Here is a 20,344-nt window from a genome sequence, read left to right on the forward strand (position 1 = left end):
CCATAGAATCGCTATGGCCTGCGGTTCGCGCCTCGCCCGGCGGCCTTTTGACCTGCAACGCAGCGACCAAAGCAATTGATGACAGGCCCTAGCGGCGCGCCAGGTCGTCGATCAGCGCGCCGAGCGTGGCGATCGCCGGCAGCACCCGTGGATCGTCCGGGTGGCCGTAGTTGAGGCGCAGGCCGTGGCGGAAGTCCTCGCGCGCCGAGAACAGCGTGCCCGGCGCCAGGCTGATGTCGCGGGCCAGCGCCGCCTGCTGCAGCGCCCGGGTGTCGATGCCGGCCGGCAGTTCCAGCCACAGGAAGTAGCCGCCCTCCGGCCGGGTAATCCGGGTCCCGGCCGGGAAGTGCTGCTGGACCGCGTCGATCACGCGGTCGCGCGCCTGGCTGAGCGTGTCGCGCAGCTTGCGCAGATGACGGCCATAGCCGCCGCCGGACAGGTAGTCGACCAGCGCCAGCTGCGAGGGCACGGCCGCTGACAGGCTGCTGCCGAGCTTCAGCCGTTCGACGGTGGCCGTCCAGCGTCCGGCCGCTGCCCAGCCGATCCGGTAGCCCGGCGCCAGGCACTTGGAAAACGAGGCGCAGTGCAGCACCCTGCCGTCGGTATCGAAGGCCTTGGCCGGTTTCGGCCGGGTCGCGCCGTAGTACAGCTCGCCGTAGACGTCGTCCTCGATCAGCGGCACGTCGTGGCCGGCCAGCAGCCGGACCAGCGCCTGCCGGCGCGCCTCCGGCATCGTCGCGCCGAGCGGATTCTGGAAGCTGGTCATCAGCCAGACCGCTGCCGGCCGGTGCTGACGCACGGCGGCATCGAGGGCGTCGAGATCGATGCCGGTATCCGGATCGGTCGGCACTTCGACGGCCTTCAGGTGCAGGCGTTCCAGCGCCTGCAGCGCGGCGTAGAAGGTCGGCGATTCGAGGATCACCGTGTCGCCCGGCCGGGTCACCGCCTGCAGGCACAGGTTCAGCGCTTCCAGCGCGCCATCGGTGATCACCAGATCGTCGGCGTCGACGGCGATGCCGTCGCCGCGATAGCGCAGCGCGATCAGCCGCCGCAGCTCGGGATTGCCGGGCGACAGGTCGGCCACCGTCCGCAGCGGATCGAGCCGGCGCAGGCTGCGGTTCAGTGCGCCGTGCAGCGCCTTCAGCGGCAGCAGTCGCGGACTGGGGAACGCCGAACCCAGCGGCACGATGTGCGGCTGGCGGATTGCCGTCAGCAGCGCGTGGATCTGCGCGCCCTTGTCGACCGCCGTGGCCAGCGGCGGCGGTGCCGAGCGCGGCGGCCGGCCCAGCGGGCGCGGCGGCCGCGCCTGCACGAAGTAGCCGGAGCGCGGTCGCGCCACGATCAGGCCGCGCGCTTCCAGCAGGTGGTAGGCGCGCAGCACGGTCATCTCGCTCAGGTCGCGCCGCCGGCTGGCCTCGCGCACCGACGGCAGGCGTTCGCCGACCTGCAGGGTGCCGTCGGCGACCAGCTGGGCCAGTTCGTCTGCGTAGCGCTTGTAGAGCGTCATCTCGGCGGGTGGCGGGCGGCGCACGGCCGCAGGGCAACGGAAGGTCCGTCAGGGTAGTCGCGATGGCGCGGCCGCGACATGCCAGGCGCGCGGCCCCGCGATCCGGTCGCCCTGCCTGCGGCCCCGTACAATCCGGCCCCGTCCCCGCTGCGAGCCGTGCTTCCATGCTGATCAGCTTCAAGAACGTGAACCTGAACCTCGGCAACACCGTGTTGCTCGACCAGGTGAACTTCACGCTGGAACCGGGCGAAAGGCTGTGTCTGGTCGGCCGCAACGGCACCGGCAAGTCGACGCTGATGAAGGTACTCAGCGGCGAGGTCACGATCGACTCCGGCGAACTGGTGCGCAGCCAGGGCCTGCGCATCACCGAGCTGCCGCAGGACGTGCCGAAGGGTGTCGAAGGCTCGGTATTCGAGGTGGTGGCCGACGGCCTTGGCCGCGCCGGCCGGCTGGTCGCCGAGTACCACCACCTGCTGGTCCACGAGCCGGACAATCTCGACAAGCTCGGCAAGGTGCAGAGCGCGCTCGAAGCGCTGGATGGCTGGACCATCGATTCCAAGGTGCAGGCGATGTGCGAGCGCCTGCAGCTGCCGCCGGATACCGCGTTCGCGGCGCTGTCCGGCGGCCTGAAGCGGCGCGCGCTGCTGGCCCGGGCGCTGGTCGCCGAGCCGGACGTGCTGCTGCTGGATGAGCCGACCAACCATCTCGACATCGACTCGATCACCTGGCTGGAAGACTTCCTCGCCTCGTGGCCCGGCACCCTGCTGTTCGTCACCCATGACCGCGCCTTCCTGCGCCGGCTGGCGACCCGCATCATCGAGCTGGATCGCGGCATCCTGCGCAGCTGGCCGGGCACCTACGACGAATACCTGGTGCGCAAGGAAGAGGCGCTGCGCATCGAGGAACAGGCCAACGCGCTGTTCGACAAGAAGCTGGCCCAGGAAGAGGTCTGGATCCGCAAGGGCATCCAGGCCCGGCGCACGCGCGACCAGGGCCGCGTCGAACGGCTCAAGCAGCTGCGCCGCGACAGCGAGGCGCGGCGCAATCTGCCGGGCGAAGCCAAGCTGGTGCTGCAGGAGGCGGAGAAGAGCGGCAAGCTGGTGGCCGAAGCGAAGAACATCGCCTTTGCGCGCGGCGAGCGGACCATCGTCAAGAACTTCTCGACCACCATCCTGCGCGGCGACAAGATCGGCATCATCGGCCCCAACGGCGCCGGCAAGACCACGCTGCTGAATCTGCTGCTCGGCAAGCTGGAACCGGATGCGGGCACGGTGCGGATCGGCACCAAGCTGGAAGTCGCCTACTTCGACCAGCTCCGGGCCGCGCTCGACGAATCCAAGCCGGTGTTCGAGAACATCGGCGGCGGCAAGGATTACGTGATCATCGACGGCAAGCAGCTGCACGTCATGAGCTATCTGCAGAACTTCCTGTTCACGCCGGACCGCGCCCGTTCGCCGGTCAAGGCGCTGAGCGGCGGCGAGCGCTCGCGCCTGCTGCTGGCTCGGCTGTTCGCCGAGCCGTCGAACCTGCTGGTGCTCGACGAGCCGACCAACGATCTCGACGTCGAGACGCTAGACCTGCTCGAAGAACTGCTGGTCGACTACCAGGGCACGGTGCTGATGGTCAGCCATGACCGCGCGTTCCTGAACAACGTCGTCACCAAGACCTATGTCTACGAGGGCGGCGGCCGGATCGGCGAGTACATCGGCGGCTACGACGACTGGCTGCGCCAGCGCAAGGAGCCGACCTTCACCGCCGTGCGGCCGGACCCGAAGCGGGCCGAGAGCGCCGCCGCCAAGGTGGTGACCAAGCCGGCTTCCGGCCTGTCCGGCAAGGACAAGCAGGAGCTGGACCAGCTGCCGAAGAAGATCGACAAGCTGGAAGCCGAGCAGCAGAAGCTGAGCCTGGAAGTCAGCGATCCGGCGTTCTATTCCGGCCCGCGCGACAAGGTGGTGGCCACCCAGAAGCGGCTGGCCCAGGTCGACGAGGAACTGGCGGCCGCCTACGCCCGCTGGGAGACGCTGGAAGCGCTGCGCGGCTGACGCCGGTCCCGGCCGGCGACGGCCAGACTTTAGGCCGGGCGGCGACGCCGAAAGCCGGCCCGCATCTGTTGTAGGCTCGCGGCACAAGATCGAGCACACGACTTGAGGCGTCCGATGATCGCTCACCCCCTTTGCCCGCGCCGTGCTTCGGCGGCGGGCGCCTGCTGCAGCCGCAAGGCGCTGCGCGCCGCCGTCGTGACGGCTGGCGTGACCGTGTCCGGCCGGCCGCGTCCGCGCTGAACGGGGCCCAACACCATCGCCTCCCGATCCTGCAACGGCAGCCGCGCGTGAACCCTTCAACCCGCAACGATCCCGGCGAGGTGCCGCGCTGGTGGAGCGCCACGTCGTCGCTGGTGTTCCACGCGCTGCTGATCGCCATCCTGGTGACCAGCTTCCGCGCGCCGCAGCGCGGCGCACCGGCCTCGAACCTGCCGAAGTCGATCCAGATCGTCATGGCGCCGCCGGCCCCGCCTGCGCCGAAGGTGATGGTGCCGCCGAGTCTGCCGACCCCGAAGCCGCCGACGCCGCCGAAGGAGATGGCCAAGCTGGCGCCGCTGCCGACGCCGTTGCCGACCCCGGTGCCGGCGAAGCCGAAGACCGAGCCGAAGCCGGTGGCCAAGCCACAGCCGTCGCCCGCGAAGCCGGCCGGCGCCTCGACCCAGACGCCATCGCCGGCACCGCCGGTGCCGCCGGTGGAAACGCCGGAGGAATCGCTGCTCGGCCGCTTCCGCGACAACTGGCTGCCACCGGCGCGCCGGCCGCGGAACTTCAGCTGCTCGATCCGGATCGACTACCGGGCCGGCGGCCGCATCACCGGCGTGGAATTCCTGAACAAGTGCGGCGAGTACGACCTCGAGGAATCGGTACGCAGGGCGATCTGGAAAAGCCAGCCGCTGCCGCTGATCGAGGCGAAGACCGCCGATGGCTCCATCGAGATCGAGTTCACCCCGTGACCCGCCTGCGTCCCGCCCTGCTTTCAACCGTCCTGCTGGTGCTGTCCGTCGAATCGCTTGCGGCACCGGCGCCGGCCGCAGCCCCGACGGCGCCCCCGGCCGCCGAGGCCTCCGCCCCGGCCGGCTGCACGACCAGCCGCACGCGCTCCGCCGACCGCCGCATCAGCTACTTCCGGCATTGCCCGGAGACGCCGGAAATGGCCTCGTTCCGAGGCGGCCGCTACGCGATGGGCGACGCCATCGGCAGCGGCCAGCCGTACGAGCGGCCGGTGCATGAGGTCAGCATCGGGCCGTTCGCGATCGGCCGCTATGAAGTCACCCGCGCCGAGTACCAGGCCTGCGTCGACGCCGGCGGCTGCAGCGAGGCGCAGATCAAGCCGGAAGCAGGCGACAGCGCCGGCCGGCATCCGGTGGTCGGCGTGTCCTGGCACCAGGCTAAGGCCTACGTTGCCTGGCTGCGCATCCGGACCGGCCGCCCGTACCGGCTGCCGACCGAAGCGGAGTGGGAATACGCCGCGCGGGCCAGCGCCACCGCCAACTACACCTGGAGCTGGGGCCAGGTCGACACCGTGACCTGCGAATACGCCAACGCGCTCGACCAGAGCGCCCGCGAGCGCTTCCCGGAGCTGTACTGGGCGATCAACTGCAACGACCACTTTCCGACCACCGCGCCGGTCGGCAGCTTTCCAGCCAACGCCTGGGGCGTGCACGACATGCAGGGCAACGTCTGGGAATGGGTCGAGGACTGCTGGCACCCGGACTTCACCGGCGCGCCGACCGATGGTCGCGCCTGGCTGGAGCCGGGCACCGACGGCACCTGCGCCAAGCGCGTCAACCGGGGCGGCGGCTGGGGCAATGGCTCCTCGTCGCTGCGGCTGTCGAACCGCGACGCCGATCCGGCGTCGAACTACAGCGACGGGCTCGGCTTCCGGGTGGCGCTGAGCCTGGCGCGGCCAAAGTCGCCTGCCGCGCCGGCGGCAGCACCGGAAACACCAGCTGCCGCCACGCCCTGAGCCTAAGTCCCAAGTCGTACTCCGAGCCTCGCTCGCCCGCCACCGGAGTCGCTGCCGCCATGCGCCATCGCCTGATCGCCACCGCCGCGCTGTCCTGCCTCGCCACGCCGCTGCTGGCCGCCGCACCGCCAGCCGCGCCGAAGCCGATCGAGCGGGTATTCGAATTCCGCCTGACGGTCGACGGCCAGCAGCACTGGAAGAACGGCCCGCAGGCCACCGAGGCGACCACCCGCCAGGAATACGTGGTGCGCACCCAGCTGCGCTCCGACGGCGTGCTGTACAGCGACAACCTGCTCGATGCCGACCAGGACCTGCGGCTGGAGATCAAGCCGCAGTACTACGCGCGCAAGGGCCTGAACGCGCTGAAGGCGCTGAACGGCGGCCAGCTGCCGGAGTCCTCCGAAGCGGCCGAGGCACTGGCCGAGCGCTACCAGAAGGCCGGCGTCACCTGCTTCGACAGCTTCGAGTGCAACAACCGCGCGGTCGAGCGGCTGGCGGCGCTGAACGCGCTGAAGAGCAACACCCGCCAGGAGCTGGAGGAGTTCCTCGCCGCGCCGGGCATCGCCGACGTGCCGCGCTACCTGTACTTCTTCGGCTACGCCAACTGCCCGATCTCGATCCGCGTGAAGTACGACGTGCAGGTCAAGGGCATCCGCGCCTTCGACCGCAAGAAGGAAAAGCTGGAGCCGTATGCGCTGAGCCGCAGCGCCGACACCACCGGCAGCGACGACGACCGCAAGACGCTGTGCGAGAAGTACATCGTCACCGTCGACACGCTGAAGGGCGGCGTCGATGTCGAAAACCTGTTCCTGCCCTCGCCGCCCGGCACCTCGACGATGAGCCGCAGCGGGCTGGCGATGCCGACCGAAACGGTGCCGCTGCCGCCGCCGTTCGAAGTGCTGAACTGGACCAGCGAAAAGCTGCGCAGCACGCCGACCGACAGCTTCAAGGCCGCCGTGACCCTGCCGCTGAAGGCCCCGCTCGATGGCGACTTCACCGTGCAGGGCCTGTCCGATGGCAGCGCCAAGGTCAGCTTCAGCTGGTCGTTCAAGCCGCTGGCCGCCGCCGCGGCGCTGCCGCCGGCCGTCGAGCAGGGCCGCAAGCCGGTCACCCACTGACACGGCCGCCGCGCGGCCCCGCTGGCCCCGCATCCGCAGCCTCGCCCCCGCCGCTACGCGGCGAGGCCCGGCAATGAATCGAGGGTGGAACATTAATTTGCTGTGAACAGCCCCCCCTTGGGCTAGACTCCGCGTCGCTTGACGACGGGGATGATGGGGGCCGAGTGGCCCCGTCGCAGGCACAACCAAGCCGGAATGGTCGCCGTTCGCCCGCTGGCCACGCCCTGTTCCGGCCCCAGTGACCCCAAGCCTTGAGGAAGTGTCGATGCCGGTGAAAATTGCCGTGCTGAAGGAAACCCGCGCCAACGAGCGCAGGGTCGCGCTGGTGCCCGTCGTCGCCGACAAGCTGACCAAGCTGGGCGCCGAACTGCACATGCAGACCGCCGCCGGCGATGCCGTCAAACTGCCGGATTCGGCGTTCAAGTCGGTGTCCTTCGCCGCCAATCCGCAGGGTCTGGTCTCCGACGCCGACATCGTGCTGTCGGTGCAGCCGCCGAGCGTCGAGACGGTCGGCGCGATGAAGGAAGGCGCGATCCTGCTGTCCTTCGTCTACGCCCACAAGGAACCGGAGCTGGTCAAGGTCCTGCGCGACAAGAAGATCACCTGCCTGGCGATGGAACTGGTGCCGCGCATCACCCGCGCCCAGTCGATGGACGCGCTGTCGTCGCAGGCCGCGCTCGCCGGCTATTACGGCGCGCTGCTCGGCGCCACCTCGATCGCCCGCATGATGCCGATGACCACCTTCGCCACCGGCTCGATCAAGCCGGGCACGGTGCTGGTGATGGGCGTCGGTGTGGCCGGTCTGTCGGCGATCGCCACCGCGCGCCGCATCGGCGCCCGCGTCGAAGGCTATGACGTGCGTCCGGAAGTGAAGGAGCAGGTCGAATCGCTCGGTGCCAAGTTCATCGACACCGGTGTCGATGCGCGCGGCACCGGCGGCTACGCCCGCGAGCTGACCGACGAGGAGAAGGCCAAGATCGCCGCCGTCGTCACCAAGCACATCCAGAGCGCCGACATCATCATCACCACCGCCGCGATCCCGGGCCGCCCGAGCCCGAAGCTGATCTCCAAGGCGCAGGTCGACGGCATGAAGGCCGGCGCGGTGATCATCGATCTCGCGGCCGAAGGCGGCGGCAACACCGAGTACACCGTGCCGGGCGAGACCACTCAGGTCGGCCAGGTGTCGATCGTCGCGCCGCTCAATGTGCCGAGCCTGCTCGGCGAGCACGCCAGCGAGCTGTATGCGAAGAACCAGTACAACCTGATCGAGCTGTTCCTCAAGGACAAGGCGATTCAGCTGGACTGGAACGACGAGATCATCGCCAAGAGCTGCCTGACGCACGCCGGCGAGATCAAGAACGAAGCGGCCAAGAAAGCCGTTGAAGCTTAAGGGAGCAACGCCATGCTGACCGGATTCATCGCGCTGTACATCTTCATGCTCGCCGCCTTCACCGGCTACGAGATCATCGGCCGGGTGCCGTCGATCCTGCACACGCCGCTGATGTCGGGCTCCAACTTCGTGCACGGCATCGTCGTCGTCGGCGCGCTGTTCGCGCTGCTCAACGCGACCACGGTGACCGAGCAGGTCATCGGCTTCGTCGGGGTGCTGCTCGGCGCCGGCAACGCGGCCGGCGGTTACGTGGTGACCGAACGCATGCTGCAGATGTTCAAGTCCTCGAAGTAAGGCAGCCTCCATGAATCCCGCACTCATCATCGACGCCGCGTTCCTGGGCGCAGCCTTTCTCTTCATCTACGGCTTGAAGCGGATGTCCTCGCCGGTCACGGCGGCCTCGGGCATCCGGGTCGCCGGCCTCGGCATGGTGATCGCCGTGGTGGCCAGCTTCCTGTACGTGTTCAACGTCAACGAAGCCGCCAAGCCACATCTGGTGGTCAATGCCGCGCTCGGCGCGGTGGCGCTGGCGATCGGCCTCGGCTGGGCCTGGGTCAGCGGCAAGAAGGTCGAAATGACCGCGATGCCGCAGATGGTCGCGCTCTACAACGGCATGGGCGGCGGTGCCGCGGCCGCGATCGGTGCGGTCGAGCTGTTCCGGCCGAACGCCGAGCACGCGCTGGTGCCGCTGGTGGTCACCATCATCGGTTCGCTGATTGGTGCGATCTCGCTGTCCGGCTCGGTGATCGCCTGGGCCAAGCTCGACGGCCGGGTCAACGGCACCTGGCGCTTCAGCGGCCTGCAGGCGATGAACGGCACGTTCTTCGTCGCCACGCTTGGCCTGGGCCTGTACATCGCCTTCGCTGCCCACGGCCATGCGCCGCTGTGGATGACGGCGGCGTTCTTCGTGCTGGCGCTGATCTTCGGCGTGCTGATGACCATGCCGATCGGCGGCGCCGACATGCCGGTGGTGATCTCGCTGTACAACGCCTTCACCGGCTTGGCGGTCGGCTTCGAAGGCTTCGTGCTGCAGAACCCGGCGCTGATGATCGCCGGCATGGTGGTCGGCTCCGCCGGCACCCTGCTGACGCTGCTGATGGCCAAGGCCATGAACCGCTCGGTCTCCAACGTGATCTTCTCGAACTTCGGCGCGGCTGCCGGCGAGGAGCAGGGCGAGATCAAGGGCAGCATGAAGCCGATCGAGGCCGGCGACGCCGGCATCAACATGCGCTACGCCTCGAAGGTCATCATCGCCCCGGGCTACGGCCTGGCAGTGGCGCAGGCCCAGCACAAGCTCTACGAGTTCGTGAAGCTGTGCCAGGACGCCGGTGTCGAAGTGAAGTTCGCGATCCATCCGGTGGCCGGCCGCATGCCCGGCCACATGAACGTGCTGCTCGCCGAAGCCGGCGTGCCGTACGACATCATCTACGACATGGAAGACATCAATGGCGAGTTCAAGGAAGCCGATGTCGCGATCGTCATCGGCGCCAACGACACCGTGAACCCGGCCGCCCGCACCAACAAGTCGAGCCCGATCTATGGCATGCCGATCCTCAACGTCGACCAGGCCAAGCAGGTCTACGTCGTCAAGCGCGGCCAGGGCAAGGGCTACTCGGGTGTCGAGAACGAGCTGTTCTTCGCCGACAACGCCAACATGGTCTACGGCGATGCCCAGAAGGTGCTGGTGTCGATGATCCAGGCAGTGAAGTCGCTGGATGGCGGCGGTCACTGAGCGTCCTGCCACATGAAAAAGGCCACCTTCGGGTGGCCTTTTTCGTTGGCGCGACTGCCGGCCGTCAGGTGCCGGGAGCAGTACCGCCGGACGGCGGTGCCGGGACAGCCGGGGCAGCCGGCTGCCCCTTGCGACGCAGCAGGTCGCGGGCAGCGAACAGCTTGTTCAGCAGGTCGAACCAGAACGGCGCGCCGAGCGTGGTCGCCAGCGCCGTCAGCAGCAGGCCGGCGAGCTTGCCGGTGACCGGCAGCACCCAGGCGGTCCAGCGGTCCTGCGGCCGGCAACTGGCGCAGAGCTGGCCGTTCGGGCCGTCCCAGCCCAGCGGCAGCCCCAGCGCGCCGACCACCGACAACTGCTGGCCGAGCCGATCGGCCAGCGCCTGCTCGCAGGCTTCGGACGTCCGGCCACTGCCGGCGCAGGCGGCCACTTCGGCCGGCTGCTCGCGGGCGACCTCGACCGCCGCCAGCACCACCTTTTCGCGCACCTCCGGCGACTGCGACAGCACCTTCAGCAGCTGCAGCGTATCGGCGTTGAGCAGCACCGCGGATGCCAGCCCCAGCGCGAACAGCACTTTCTGGACGTGGCGGCGGTACCAGCCGGTGACGCGGTCCATCGATTCGGTGAAGTAAGTCGCGATCACCGCCTCGACCTCGGCGCGCGGGCTGTCCAGCGACAGCCCGGCGACCTTGAGCATGCGATTGACCGAGGTCTTGAACGTTTCGTTCTCGCGCGCCAGCGCCAGCACCGCGCCGGCGAAGCGGTGCGGCGGAATCGCCGACGGCAGCAGCGGCCCGCCGGGCTGGTAGTGGCCCTCGTACAGCGAGCTGATATAGGGGCTGCTGTAGAAGGCCTCGACCAGCGCGGCGGTCGCCGCTGCATCGCCTTCCCGCGATACCGCCAGCGTCTTCGAGAAGATCTCGGTGATGCCCTGTTCCAGCAGCCGGCCGCGCCGGCGCAGCCAGACTTCGGCGAAGTCGACGGCGGTCGACGCCGCAGTCGCCAGCACCAGGTAGACGACGGTCAGGCCGATCAGCACATCGATGAGGGGCAGCAGCATGGGCGTTCCGCAGGCGGTCAGGGGGTGGCGCGAGCATAGGCCGCGCGCCCGCCACCTCGCGAGGGCTGCCGGCGCGGCAAGGCCGGCCGTGTCATCACCAGGTCAACGTCGCAGGCCAAGCTTGCCGTTGCGCACAAAGCGGCGGCGGCCAGTGGCCCGCCTCGTCTTGAGCCGGTCGCAAAGGCCGGCATACCATCGCCAGCGGCCCGCGCACGCGGTCCGCATCACCCGAGAAGAATGACTACTAGGAGAATGGTTATGAAGAATCTGCTCATTGGCGCAGCCCTGCTGGTGTCGTCGACCGCCGTCCTCGCCGACGCCCCCGGCGGCCCGAACTGCGGCTGGGGCAACATGCTGTTCGAAGGCCAGTCCGGCATCGGCCCGCATTTCCTGGCGACCACCACCAACGGCACCTCCGGCAATGCCACGTTCGGCATGACCTCGGGCACCAACGGCTGCTCGACCGACGGCAAGCTGACCTACGGCGGCAAGAAGATGGTGTCGGCGCTGTTTGACGAGTTCTCCGCCGATGTCGCCGCCGGCGATGGCGAAGCGCTGAACGCGGTGGCCGTTGCCTACGGCGTGCCGAAGGCCGAACGCGCCGCGTTCGCGTCGCTGGCCCACCGCAACTTCTCGGTGCTGTACCCGAGCGAGAACGTCACCGCCGACCAGGTGGCTGCGACGCTCGAGACGCTGATGAAGTCGGACGCCCAGTTCGCCAAGTACGCGATCTGATCGGCCGCTGCGGGCAGCCTGCCCGCAGGCCCGCGCGCCACGGCGCGAGCAGGCCCGGCATCCCGCGATGCCGGGCCTCGTTGTTTCCGCTGCCTCCCTCCCCTTTCGATGCCCGTCCCGCGCACGCTCGCCTTCCTTGCCGCCGCGCTGTGGCTGCTGCTGCCGGCCGCGATCCGCGCCGATTCGCCGCCGGCCGCGCCGCCCGCCGACGCCACGGCGCTGTGGCAGCGCCCCGAATGGCTGCGGCTGCTGCACTACAAGCCCGGCCTGCGGCCCGGCCACTGGCGCAGCCAGGCCGATGACGATGCGTTCTTCCTGGCCGCCGGCGGCGCCGACGATCCGCGCGCCGAACTGGACGCCACGCTGGCCGCGCTGCGGGCGCCGGCCGATGCCGGCGATACGCACGCCCAGTGCCGGTTCGTCGCCCGGCTGACCTGGCTGCGCAGCGTGCTCGATCTCGGCGAGCTGCCGCAGCCGGACTGCAGCGCCTACCGGCAGTTTCGCAGCCAGGTGCAGGCGACCCGGGCGGTGCTGGTGTTTCCGTCGTACTACCTCAACAGTCCGTCGTCGATGTTCGGCCACACGCTGCTGCGGCTGGATGCTGGCGAGGCCGGCGACGGCGCCGAGTACCTGTCGTTCGCGGTCAACTTCGGCGCCGTCGTCGACGCCCGCGACAACGGCCTGTTCTATGCGTTCAAGGGCCTGACCGGCGGCTATCCGGGGCAGTTCGAGGTCGACCAGTACTACAAGAAAATCCGCGAGTACAACCGCGACGAGAACCGCGATATCTGGGAGTACCCGCTGAACCTCGATGCCGAGGAAACCGAACGGCTGATCCAGCACCTGTGGGAGCTGCGCAACATCCGCTTCGCCTACTACTTCTTCGACGAGAACTGCTCGTACAGGATTCTCGAGCTGCTGGAAGTCGCCCGGCCGGCGCTGGACCTGACCCGCCATTTCCCGCTGACCGCCATTCCGATCGACACCGTGCGCGCCGTGCAGGACGCCGGGCTGATCGACGGCAAGCAGTTCCGGCCATCGCAGGGCACCGTGCTGCGCCAGCGCCTGGACGCGCTGCCGGCAGAGTGGCGGGACACGGTGATCACGCTGGGCGATCCTTCGACGCCGTTCGATCCGGCCACGCTGCAGGCGCTGCCGGCCGCCACCCGCGCGCAGCTGATCGACGCCGCCTACAAGTACCTCCGCTTCCGGCAGAACGGCCCGCAGCGCGACCCGGCGATCGCCGAGCGCAGCTTCCGGCTGCTGCAGGCCTTGCAGGCGCAGGCCGCCGACCTGCCGGTGGCCGATGCGCAGCCCGATCCGGCCAGCGCGCCCGACGCAAGCCACGGCAGCCGCCGGCTGGCGGTCGGCGGCTGGCGCGAGAACGGCTGCGACTACCTGAGCCTCGGCCTGCGGCTGTCGCTGCACAGCCTGGAGGAGAACCGCAACGGTTTCCCGACCGGCGCCCAGATCAACCTCGGCAACTTCGACTTCCGGCTCAGCGATCGCGGCCGGCCGGATTTCAACCGGATCGACGTCATCGACATCCTGTCGCTGAGCCCGCGCGACGCCTTCTTCAAACCGCTGTCGTGGTCGGTGATGACCGGCGCCGAACGGCAGTGGACCGACGGCCGCGAGCGCCGCGTGGTGCATGTCAACGGCGGCGTCGGCGCCACCCAGGCGCTCGGCGGCGGCACCCGGCTGTATGGCCTGGCCACCGCCCGGCTGGAATACAACACCGGCTTCCGCGAACCGCTGCAGCCGGCGCTCGGCCTGCGCGCCGGGCTGCTGGCCGGCGCCGGCCCGATCACCGTCAACGGCGAGGCCGGCGCCGAGAAGTTCGCCAACGGCCAGACCCGGCTGCGGGCGATGCTGCGCAACAACCTGCAGCTGTCCCGCCACCAGGCGCTGCAGCTGGAGCTGCTGTGGCGCGACCAGCAGCCGGACGCCAAGGGCGCGATCGGCCTGCGCTTCCTGCAGTACTACTGAGCCGATGGCCGCGCCCCCGCTCCGCTGCCAGACGCCGGGCCGCTCCAGCCGGTGGCTGTACGCCATCGCGCTGCTGCTGGCGCTGCTCGGCGGCTGCACCTCGGTGTTCCTGCAGCCGGATCGCAAGCACTACCTGCCTGACCAGGCGCTGCCGACGCCGGCCGAGGATGTCTGGATCACCGCCCCCGGCGGCGCCCGCCTGCATGCGCTGTACCTGCCGGCCACCGGCACGCCGCGCGGCGCGCTGCTGTTCCTGCACGGCAATGCCGAGAACCTCAGCTCGCACGTCCACGCGGTGACCTGGCTGCCGGCGCAGGGCTATCACGTGCTGGCGCTCGACTACCGCGGCTACGGGCGCTCCGAAGGCCATGCCAGCGTCGACGGCATCCACGAGGATGCAAGGCTCGCGCTGCGCTGGCTGCAGTCGCACAGCGGCACGCTGCCGCTGTTCGTCTATGGCCAGAGCCTGGGCGGTACCGTGGCGCTGAACCTGGTGGCGCGCGGCGACGCCGACAGCCGCCGCCGGATCGCCGCCGTGATCGCCGACAGCGCCTTCGCCAGCTATCGCGGCATCGCCCGCGAAAAGCTCGACAGCTGGTGGCTGACCTGGCCGCTGCAGGGACCACTGTCGTGGCTGGTGTCGGACGCCTGGTCGCCGCTGGCGGTGGTCGACCGGATCAGCCCGATCCCGCTGCTGCTGATCCACGGCGAGCGCGATGCCGTGGTGCCGCCACAGCACGCGGCGCAGCTGTTCGCGCGGGCCGGCGAGCCGAAGGCGCTGTGGCCGATCGCCGGCGGCCGGCATATCGATGCGATGCGCCGCGACGAGATCCGCGCCCGGCTGCTCGACTATCTGGCCGAAGCCGGCGCCGCCGCCACGGTCCGGCCCGGTCCGGTGCTGGAACGCTGAGTTCGCCGGGGCGCGCCCGCCCGGCGGTCAGCTCGACGCCGGGCGGGCTGCGATCAGCGGCGCCAGCAGCGGATGGCTGTCGCGCAGCTGCAGGCGCAGCGCGGCAATCACCGCATCGAGCTGCTGCTCGCCCCCGCTGCGGTCGCCGGTCGCCAGCCGCCAGCGGGCCCGTGCGCCCTGCAGCGCCAGCCGGCGCGGGTCGTCTTCCGGCAGCGTTTCGGCGATCGCTTCGCCGGCATCAAGCGCCGCCGCAGCGGCATCAAGACGGCCGAGCTGCAACAGGCTTTCGGCCTGCAGGCGACGCAGGATCGCCGCGCGCAGCGGCGGCGCATCGGCCAGTGCCGCCAGGATGCCGAGGCCGCGCTCGACCAGCGGCAGCGCTTCCACAGCTCGCCCGAGCTGCAGCCGGGCGCCGGCCAGGTTCGACAGCGGCGCAGTGGCCTCGAAGGTCTGGCCGCTGCCCCGCTGGTCGTGGCGGGCGAGCAGATCGGCGAACACCGTTTCGGCCTCGGCGTAGCGGCCCTGCAGGTTGAGGATGTAGCCCAGCTCGTTCTGCGCATACAGGCTGTCGGTGGCCATGGCGCCGAAGCGCGCCTCGATGCGCCGGGCCGCCTCGCGCACCGCCGCGACCGCTTCATCGCGACGACCCAGCGCATCGAGGCCGTGGGCGAGATTGACCTGCACCTTCAGCGTGGTCGGATGATCGGCGCCGTAGACCGCCTTCAGCTCGGCCCAGGCCCGGCGGGCGTCGTCGACGCCGCGCTCCGGCCGGCCAGCGACCCGGTGGATCGAGGCGATCAGGCCGCCGGCCTCGCCGGCGATCCCGTTCGGCTCGCCGAGCCGGCGATTGGCTTCGCTGCGCAGCGCGGCCAGCGGCGCCAGATAGGCGGCATCGCTGCCCTGCCGGGACTGCGCCTCGAGTAGCCGCAGCCGCGTTTCCAGCGCCGCCACCGGCTGCGTGCGCTGATCGGCCAGCAGGCTTTCGAGGGCCGCCACCGCGTCGCCATCGCGGCCGGCGGAGATCAGCACGGCAGCGCGCTCCAGCCGCGCCTTGTCGCGTTCGGCCGGCGCGGCGGCCGTCTCGGCGTGGCGGATCGCCTGATCGAACAGCGCGATCGCGGCGTCGTAGTCGCCGAACTCGTGGCGCAGCACGCCGAGCGTGGTCAGCACCGATGCGGCCACCGCCGGCTGGTCGGCGAAGCGGCTGTCGACCGTCCGCACCGCCGCCTCGATCGCCGCCCGCACCGTCACTTCCGGCGCGCCCGGCGGGCGCTGCAGCGGATTGGCGGCGTTCAGCAGGTCCTCGTTGACGAAGCGGTTGATGGCTTCCGCCTTGGCCGCTTCCAGCTCGGCGCGGTCGCGCGCCTGGCGCGCCTGCCAGGCCATGTACGAGGTCGCCACGATGCCGACCAGCAGGGTCGCCGCCAGCGGCACCAGCCGCCGGCGCAGCGCGCCGAGCCGCGCCAGCCGGGCGTTCAGGCGCTCCGCTTCGGCCTGTTGCGCAGCCAGTTCGGCCTGCCGGGCGGCGCGCTGCGGCAGGCTGCGCAGCCGGCGCGCCAGTTCGGCGGCGTCGCGCAGGCGCTCCTCGCCGCGCCCGGCGGCAGCGGCGGCCACGTCCTCGCGCAGCAGCGGATCGGCGATCTCGGCTTCCCAGCCGACGGTCAGCGGCCGTTTCAGATCGCCGACGATCATCTGGTACAGCACCACGCCGAGCGCGTAGAGATCGGTCTGCACGGTCGGCTGCTGGCCGGCCAGCAGTTCGGGGGCGTAGTAGAACGGCGTGCCGCTGCTGTCGCCGCCAGCGTCGTCGGCAGCGCCGGCCACGCGGGTGAAGCCGAGCCGGGTGATCTCCAGCCGTTCCAGGCGCGCCAGATCCATCAGCCGGCCGCTGCCGAAGTCGCCGAGCCGGATCTGCGGCCGGCCCGCCGCATCGAGGCCGACCAGCAGGTTGGCCGGCTTCAGGTCCTTGTGCAGCACGCCGGCCGCGTGCGCGGCGGCCAGCGCCTCGGCCGCCTGGGCAACCAGTTCCAGCCGCTCGGCGAGCGGCACCTGGGCCAGGCCGCCGCATGACTCCGCCCACTGCGGCAGCGCGCCGCCGGCGGCGTACTCGGCCTCGATGAAGTACGGCGGCTCGTCGATGTTCCAGTCGAGCAGGCGGATCAGGTCCGGCCGCTCGCCGTAGGTGTCCTTGAGCACCCGGAACAGCGTGATCTCGCGTTTCAGCGCCGTCAGCCCGGCGGCATCGAGCGCGAACTTGAACACCCGCCGCTCGCCGGTCTTGCTGTGGTGGGCCAGCCAGACTTCGCCAAGACCGCCGCTGCCGAGCTGTTCGCCGAGCTTCCAGTGCGGACGCAGCGGCAGGCTGTCGCCCGGCGACAGCTTCAGCTGCGGCGCGCTGGCGGTCATCGGCGACGCCACCTCGACGGTGACCGGCGCCAGCAGCCGATAGCCGTAACCGTGGACGGTGCGGATGATCGCCTGCTGCTCGTCGCCCAGCGCCTGGCGCAGCCGCGCCACCGCCTTGGTCAGCACCGATTCGGACAGGATGCGGCCCGGCCAGACGCCGTCCTGCAGCTCGTCCTTGGTGACCACTTCGCCGGGATGACGCAGCAGGAACAGCAGCAGTTCGAGCGGCTTCGGCTCCAGCCGCGACAGCGCGCCGCGAACGCTCAGTTCGAGCGTGCGGCTGTCGAGCTGGCAGTCGGCGAACCGGTAGATCAGGTCGCGGCGCGGTGCCGGATTCGGGGTTTCAGGCGCGGACAAGGGCGGAACGACGCAGTCGATGGCAGACGGAACGGGGGTGACCGGGACCGTATCACAGGCTTCCATGCCGCTCACCCTTCCTTCGCCGGCCACGAAAACACCCGTGCGATCAGGCGCTTGTGAACAGTCGGAAATTCGTCGGAAGTTCGTCCGGACTTCGCAGCCGGCGCCGACCAGCATCGCGCCGTTCTCGACCGGCCGGTCCCGCAGCTGCGCAGCGGGACCTACTGCCGCCACCTCGCCTCGCTTCCCGCCATCCGGAACCCGCCATGAAATCCGCCACCCTCGTCGCGCTGCTGGGCGCGCTGTCCGTCCTGCCCGCGCAGGCCGCCGCTGCCATCTCGGCCGGGGGCCGCTGCGCCGCCGACACCCTTCCCGGCACACTCGACCGCGAATTCGGCGTCGACGGCCGGCGCAGCCGCGCGATCGGCGCCGACAACAGCTTCAGGCCGACCCTGCTGCTGGACGATGACGACCGCGTGCAGATCGCCGCCGGCGGCAACTTCGTGCGCGTCCGCCCCGGCAGCCCGTTCCCGGTCAACGAATCCGATCCGGCGCTGTTCCAGTTCACCGTCGCCGGGCTCGACGACAGCAGCTTTCCGGCAGGCGGCACCGGCAACGGCAGGGCCGATGCCGACAGCCTCGACGGTCGCGACTTCGTCGGCGGCTATTCCGACGCGGTGCGCCAGCCCGACGGCAAGCGGGTGCTGACCGCAAGGCTCGGCATCCAGGGCGGCTTCGCCAACGTCGACAGCGCCGTGCTGCGCCTGAACCCGGACGGCAGCCGCGACAGCAGCTTCGGCAGCGATGGCGGCGTGACCCTGCCGAAGCCGCTGCCGGACGATGAGGTCGGCAGCCTGGTCGGGCTCGCCCTGCAGGCCGACGGCCGGATCGTCGGGATCGGCAGCATCACCCGGACCGGCGGCCAGTCGATCGGCTACTTCCTGGCCCGCTTCAATGTCGACGGCACGCTCGACGACGGCTCGGCCGGCGACAGCACGCCCGGTGACAGCTTCGGCACCGCCGATGCCGACGGCGTCGACGGCGTGGTGCTGAACCGCAGCGAGCCGGCGTTCGCGCTCAGCAGCACCGGCTACCGCGTGCGGGTGCAGGGCAGCCGCATCGTCGTGATCGACACCACGGAGGCGGTCAACGAAGTGCGCCTGTTCGGCCACACCGCCGACGGCCGCCTCGACACCGGCTTCGGCAGCGGCGGCGTGGTGCGCGACATCCGTGGCGATGGCTTCTGCATCCGCCCGGAACTGCTGGTGCAGCCGGACCAGAAGCTGCTGTTCACCGCCGAATGCGTGATCGGCCGCCTGAACCCGGACGGCAGCCCGGATGCCAGCTTCGGCGGCGACGGCTTCGTGTTCCGCGATGCCGACAACACCCGCGAGCTGACCAGCGGCCTGGCGCGCACCGCCACCAAATGGCTGGCCCTGCAGCCGGACGGCAAGTTCCTGACCGGCGGCAGCACCAGCGACGGCCTCACCGAGATCGCTCGCTTCCACGCCGACGGCCTGCCCGATACCGGCTTCGGCGACGACCGCATCCAGATTCCGCTGGCCGGCTCGCTGATCTTCGGCGGCCTGGCCGTCGACCGGCTCGGCGCGGTGGTGGTCGGCAATCTCGACAACCGCACCAGCAGCGCCACCAGCATCGAACTGGCGCGGCTGTGCGGCGGCTTGAGCGTCGACACCCGGCCGGATCCGTTCTCCTTCGACGATCGCGTCGACGTGCCGCTGAGCACCGAGCAGCGCTCGAACGTCTATACCGTCTCCGGGCTCACCGACACCGTGCCGGCGCTGATCCGGGTCGAGAACGGCGAGTACTCGGCGGGCTGCGCCGGCGAAGGCGCGCCGCTGTTCGAGACCGCGATGGAGAAGGTCTACAACGGCATGCGCATCTGCGTGCGCCACACCAGCGCCGCGACGCCGGGCACGGCGGTGACCACCACGCTGATTCTCAGCGCCGGGCCGGACGAATTCCGCGAGGACTTCACCACGGTGACCGCCGGCGCCGCGCCGGTGAACGGCCTGCCGGTCGCCGCCGACGACAGCGCGAGCACCGAAGCCGGCCGCGCCGTGCTGATCGACGTGCTCGGCAACGACCGCGACCCCGACGGCGATCCGCTGACCATCGTTTCAATCGACACGCCCGCCAACGGCACGGCCGAACTGCGCGACGGCCGCATCCGCTACACGCCGGCCGCCGGTTTCACCGGCACCGACCGCTTCGTCTACCGGATCAGCGATGGCCGCGACGGCCCGCGCGAAACGCTGCGCGGCGGACCGGTCGCCAGCAGGGTGTCCAGCGCGGTCGATGGCGACAGCCGCGCGGCGACCGTCACCATCACCGTCACCGCCGTACCGCCGCCGGTCGATCCGGGCAGCGTCAGCGGTAATGCCCGGCGCGGCGGCGGCGCTTTCGGTGGCGTGCTGCTCGGCGGCTTCGGCCTGCTGGCCCTGCTGCGCGCTCGCCGCCGGCGCCTGCTGGCGCTGGCCGGCCTGCTGCTGTCGATCGCCGCCCAGGCCGACGAAGCACCGCAGCGCGGCTATCTCGGCCTGACCGCCGGGCGCGTCCACAGCGGCGAAGCCGGCAACGGCAACCGGGCGCTCGCCAACGGCGGCCACAGCGGCAGCGCCCGGATCGACACCCGCGATGGCAGCTTCGGCGTCTACGGCGGCCGCCCGCTGCTGCCCTGGCTGGCGCTGGAGGCCGGCTACGACAAGCTCGGCCGCTACGGCGCGACGTTCAGCGGCACCAGCACGGCGCCGGCCCAGTTCGCCCGCGACCTGCTGGCGGCGATGCCGGCCGGCGGCGATGCCTACTTCCTGCGCCTGCGGCTGAACCAGGCGATCGGCGCCGACTGGCAGGCCTTCGCGCGGATCGGCGGCGCCTACGTGCACTCCGAATCGCGGATCACCATCAACGGCATCACCTATCGCGGCAACGACGATCTCGGCGCGCTGCACGCGGGTTTCGGCCTGCGTCGCGCGCTGGATCAGCGCTGGGCCCTGATCGGCGACACCGGCATCTACTGGCCGACACGCGGCCAGCGCGCGCTGCGCTTCGGCGCGGCGCTGGAGTGCCGCTTCTGAAGCCGGACCGACAGCGGCGGCATGACGCGGCAGG

The 20,344-nt window shown here is 70.6% G+C and carries 14 protein-coding genes; 11 read left to right on the forward strand and 3 right to left on the reverse strand.

The window, feature by feature from the left end:
• Window positions 1-88 precede the first annotated feature (88 nt).
• Window positions 89-1,507, reverse strand: coding sequence for a PLP-dependent aminotransferase family protein (locus tag ACTIGJ_RS16480; RefSeq protein WP_439641411.1), 1,419 nt, complete (start codon window positions 1,505-1,507; stop codon window positions 89-91).
• 164 nt (window positions 1,508-1,671) lie between these two features.
• Here ACTIGJ_RS16480 and ACTIGJ_RS16485 point away from each other — a divergent pair, with 164 nt between their 5' ends.
• The 7 genes from ACTIGJ_RS16485 to ACTIGJ_RS16515 all read left to right on the forward strand — a co-directional run bounded on the left by ACTIGJ_RS16485 (window position 1,672) and on the right by ACTIGJ_RS16515 (window position 9,755).
• Window positions 1,672-3,549, forward strand: coding sequence for an ATP-binding cassette domain-containing protein (locus ACTIGJ_RS16485; protein WP_439641412.1), 1,878 nt, complete (start codon window positions 1,672-1,674; stop codon window positions 3,547-3,549).
• Between the two features lie 287 nt (window positions 3,550-3,836).
• Window positions 3,837-4,502 (forward strand): TonB C-terminal domain-containing protein, encoded by a 666-nt coding sequence (locus tag ACTIGJ_RS16490; protein ID WP_439641413.1) that lies wholly within the window; start codon window positions 3,837-3,839, stop codon window positions 4,500-4,502.
• On the forward strand, window positions 4,499-5,515 hold the full coding sequence (locus ACTIGJ_RS16495) for a formylglycine-generating enzyme family protein (protein WP_439641414.1): 1,017 nt from the start codon (window positions 4,499-4,501) through the stop codon (window positions 5,513-5,515). The genes ACTIGJ_RS16490 and ACTIGJ_RS16495 overlap by 4 nt, the downstream gene beginning before the upstream one ends.
• A gap of 59 nt (window positions 5,516-5,574) precedes the next feature.
• On the forward strand, window positions 5,575-6,633 hold the full coding sequence (locus ACTIGJ_RS16500) for a hypothetical protein (RefSeq protein ID WP_439641415.1): 1,059 nt from the start codon (window positions 5,575-5,577) through the stop codon (window positions 6,631-6,633).
• Between the two features lie 265 nt (window positions 6,634-6,898).
• A complete protein-coding gene (locus tag ACTIGJ_RS16505; protein ID WP_439641460.1) occupies window positions 6,899-8,023 on the forward strand; it encodes an NAD(P) transhydrogenase subunit alpha in 1,125 nt (374 codons plus the stop codon).
• Between the two features lie 12 nt (window positions 8,024-8,035).
• On the forward strand, window positions 8,036-8,317 hold the full coding sequence (locus ACTIGJ_RS16510) for an NAD(P) transhydrogenase subunit alpha (protein WP_293003138.1): 282 nt from the start codon (window positions 8,036-8,038) through the stop codon (window positions 8,315-8,317).
• A 10-nt stretch (window positions 8,318-8,327) separates the two neighbouring features.
• Entirely contained in the window at window positions 8,328-9,755 is a 1,428-nt protein-coding gene (locus ACTIGJ_RS16515; protein ID WP_439641416.1) for an NAD(P)(+) transhydrogenase (Re/Si-specific) subunit beta, read from the forward strand.
• Between the two features lie 64 nt (window positions 9,756-9,819).
• Here ACTIGJ_RS16515 and ACTIGJ_RS16520 read toward each other — a convergent pair whose 3' ends face one another.
• Window positions 9,820-10,812, reverse strand: a complete 993-nt coding sequence (locus ACTIGJ_RS16520) for a hypothetical protein (RefSeq protein ID WP_439641417.1) — start codon at window positions 10,810-10,812, stop codon at window positions 9,820-9,822.
• A gap of 258 nt (window positions 10,813-11,070) precedes the next feature.
• On the opposite strand from ACTIGJ_RS16520, the gene ACTIGJ_RS16525 reads away from it, so the two are divergent.
• From ACTIGJ_RS16525 to ACTIGJ_RS16535, 3 genes are all read left to right on the forward strand, one after another.
• Window positions 11,071-11,547: a DUF3015 domain-containing protein gene (locus ACTIGJ_RS16525; protein WP_439641418.1), complete on the forward strand. Its 477-nt coding sequence runs from the start codon at window positions 11,071-11,073 to the stop codon at window positions 11,545-11,547.
• Between the two features lie 108 nt (window positions 11,548-11,655).
• Window positions 11,656-13,536, forward strand: coding sequence for an Lnb N-terminal periplasmic domain-containing protein (locus tag ACTIGJ_RS16530; RefSeq protein WP_439641419.1), 1,881 nt, complete (start codon window positions 11,656-11,658; stop codon window positions 13,534-13,536).
• Between the two features lie 4 nt (window positions 13,537-13,540).
• Window positions 13,541-14,446 carry an alpha/beta hydrolase gene (locus ACTIGJ_RS16535; RefSeq protein WP_439641420.1) on the forward strand — a complete coding sequence of 302 codons (906 nt, stop codon included), beginning with the start codon at window positions 13,541-13,543 and terminating at the stop codon, window positions 14,444-14,446.
• A 27-nt stretch (window positions 14,447-14,473) separates the two neighbouring features.
• Here the strand turns inward: ACTIGJ_RS16535 and ACTIGJ_RS16540 are convergent, their stop codons facing one another.
• Window positions 14,474-17,209, reverse strand: a complete 2,736-nt coding sequence (locus tag ACTIGJ_RS16540; protein WP_439641421.1) for a protein kinase domain-containing protein — start codon at window positions 17,207-17,209, stop codon at window positions 14,474-14,476.
• 269 nt (window positions 17,210-17,478) lie between these two features.
• Between ACTIGJ_RS16540 and ACTIGJ_RS16545 the strand changes: the two genes are divergently transcribed.
• A complete protein-coding gene (locus ACTIGJ_RS16545; RefSeq protein WP_439641422.1) occupies window positions 17,479-20,310 on the forward strand; it encodes an Ig-like domain-containing protein in 2,832 nt (943 codons plus the stop codon).
• Window positions 20,311-20,344 lie beyond the last annotated feature (34 nt).

Source organism: Nevskia sp. (assembly GCF_051860985.1).
Classification (GTDB): domain Bacteria; phylum Pseudomonadota; class Gammaproteobacteria; order Nevskiales; family Nevskiaceae; genus Nevskia.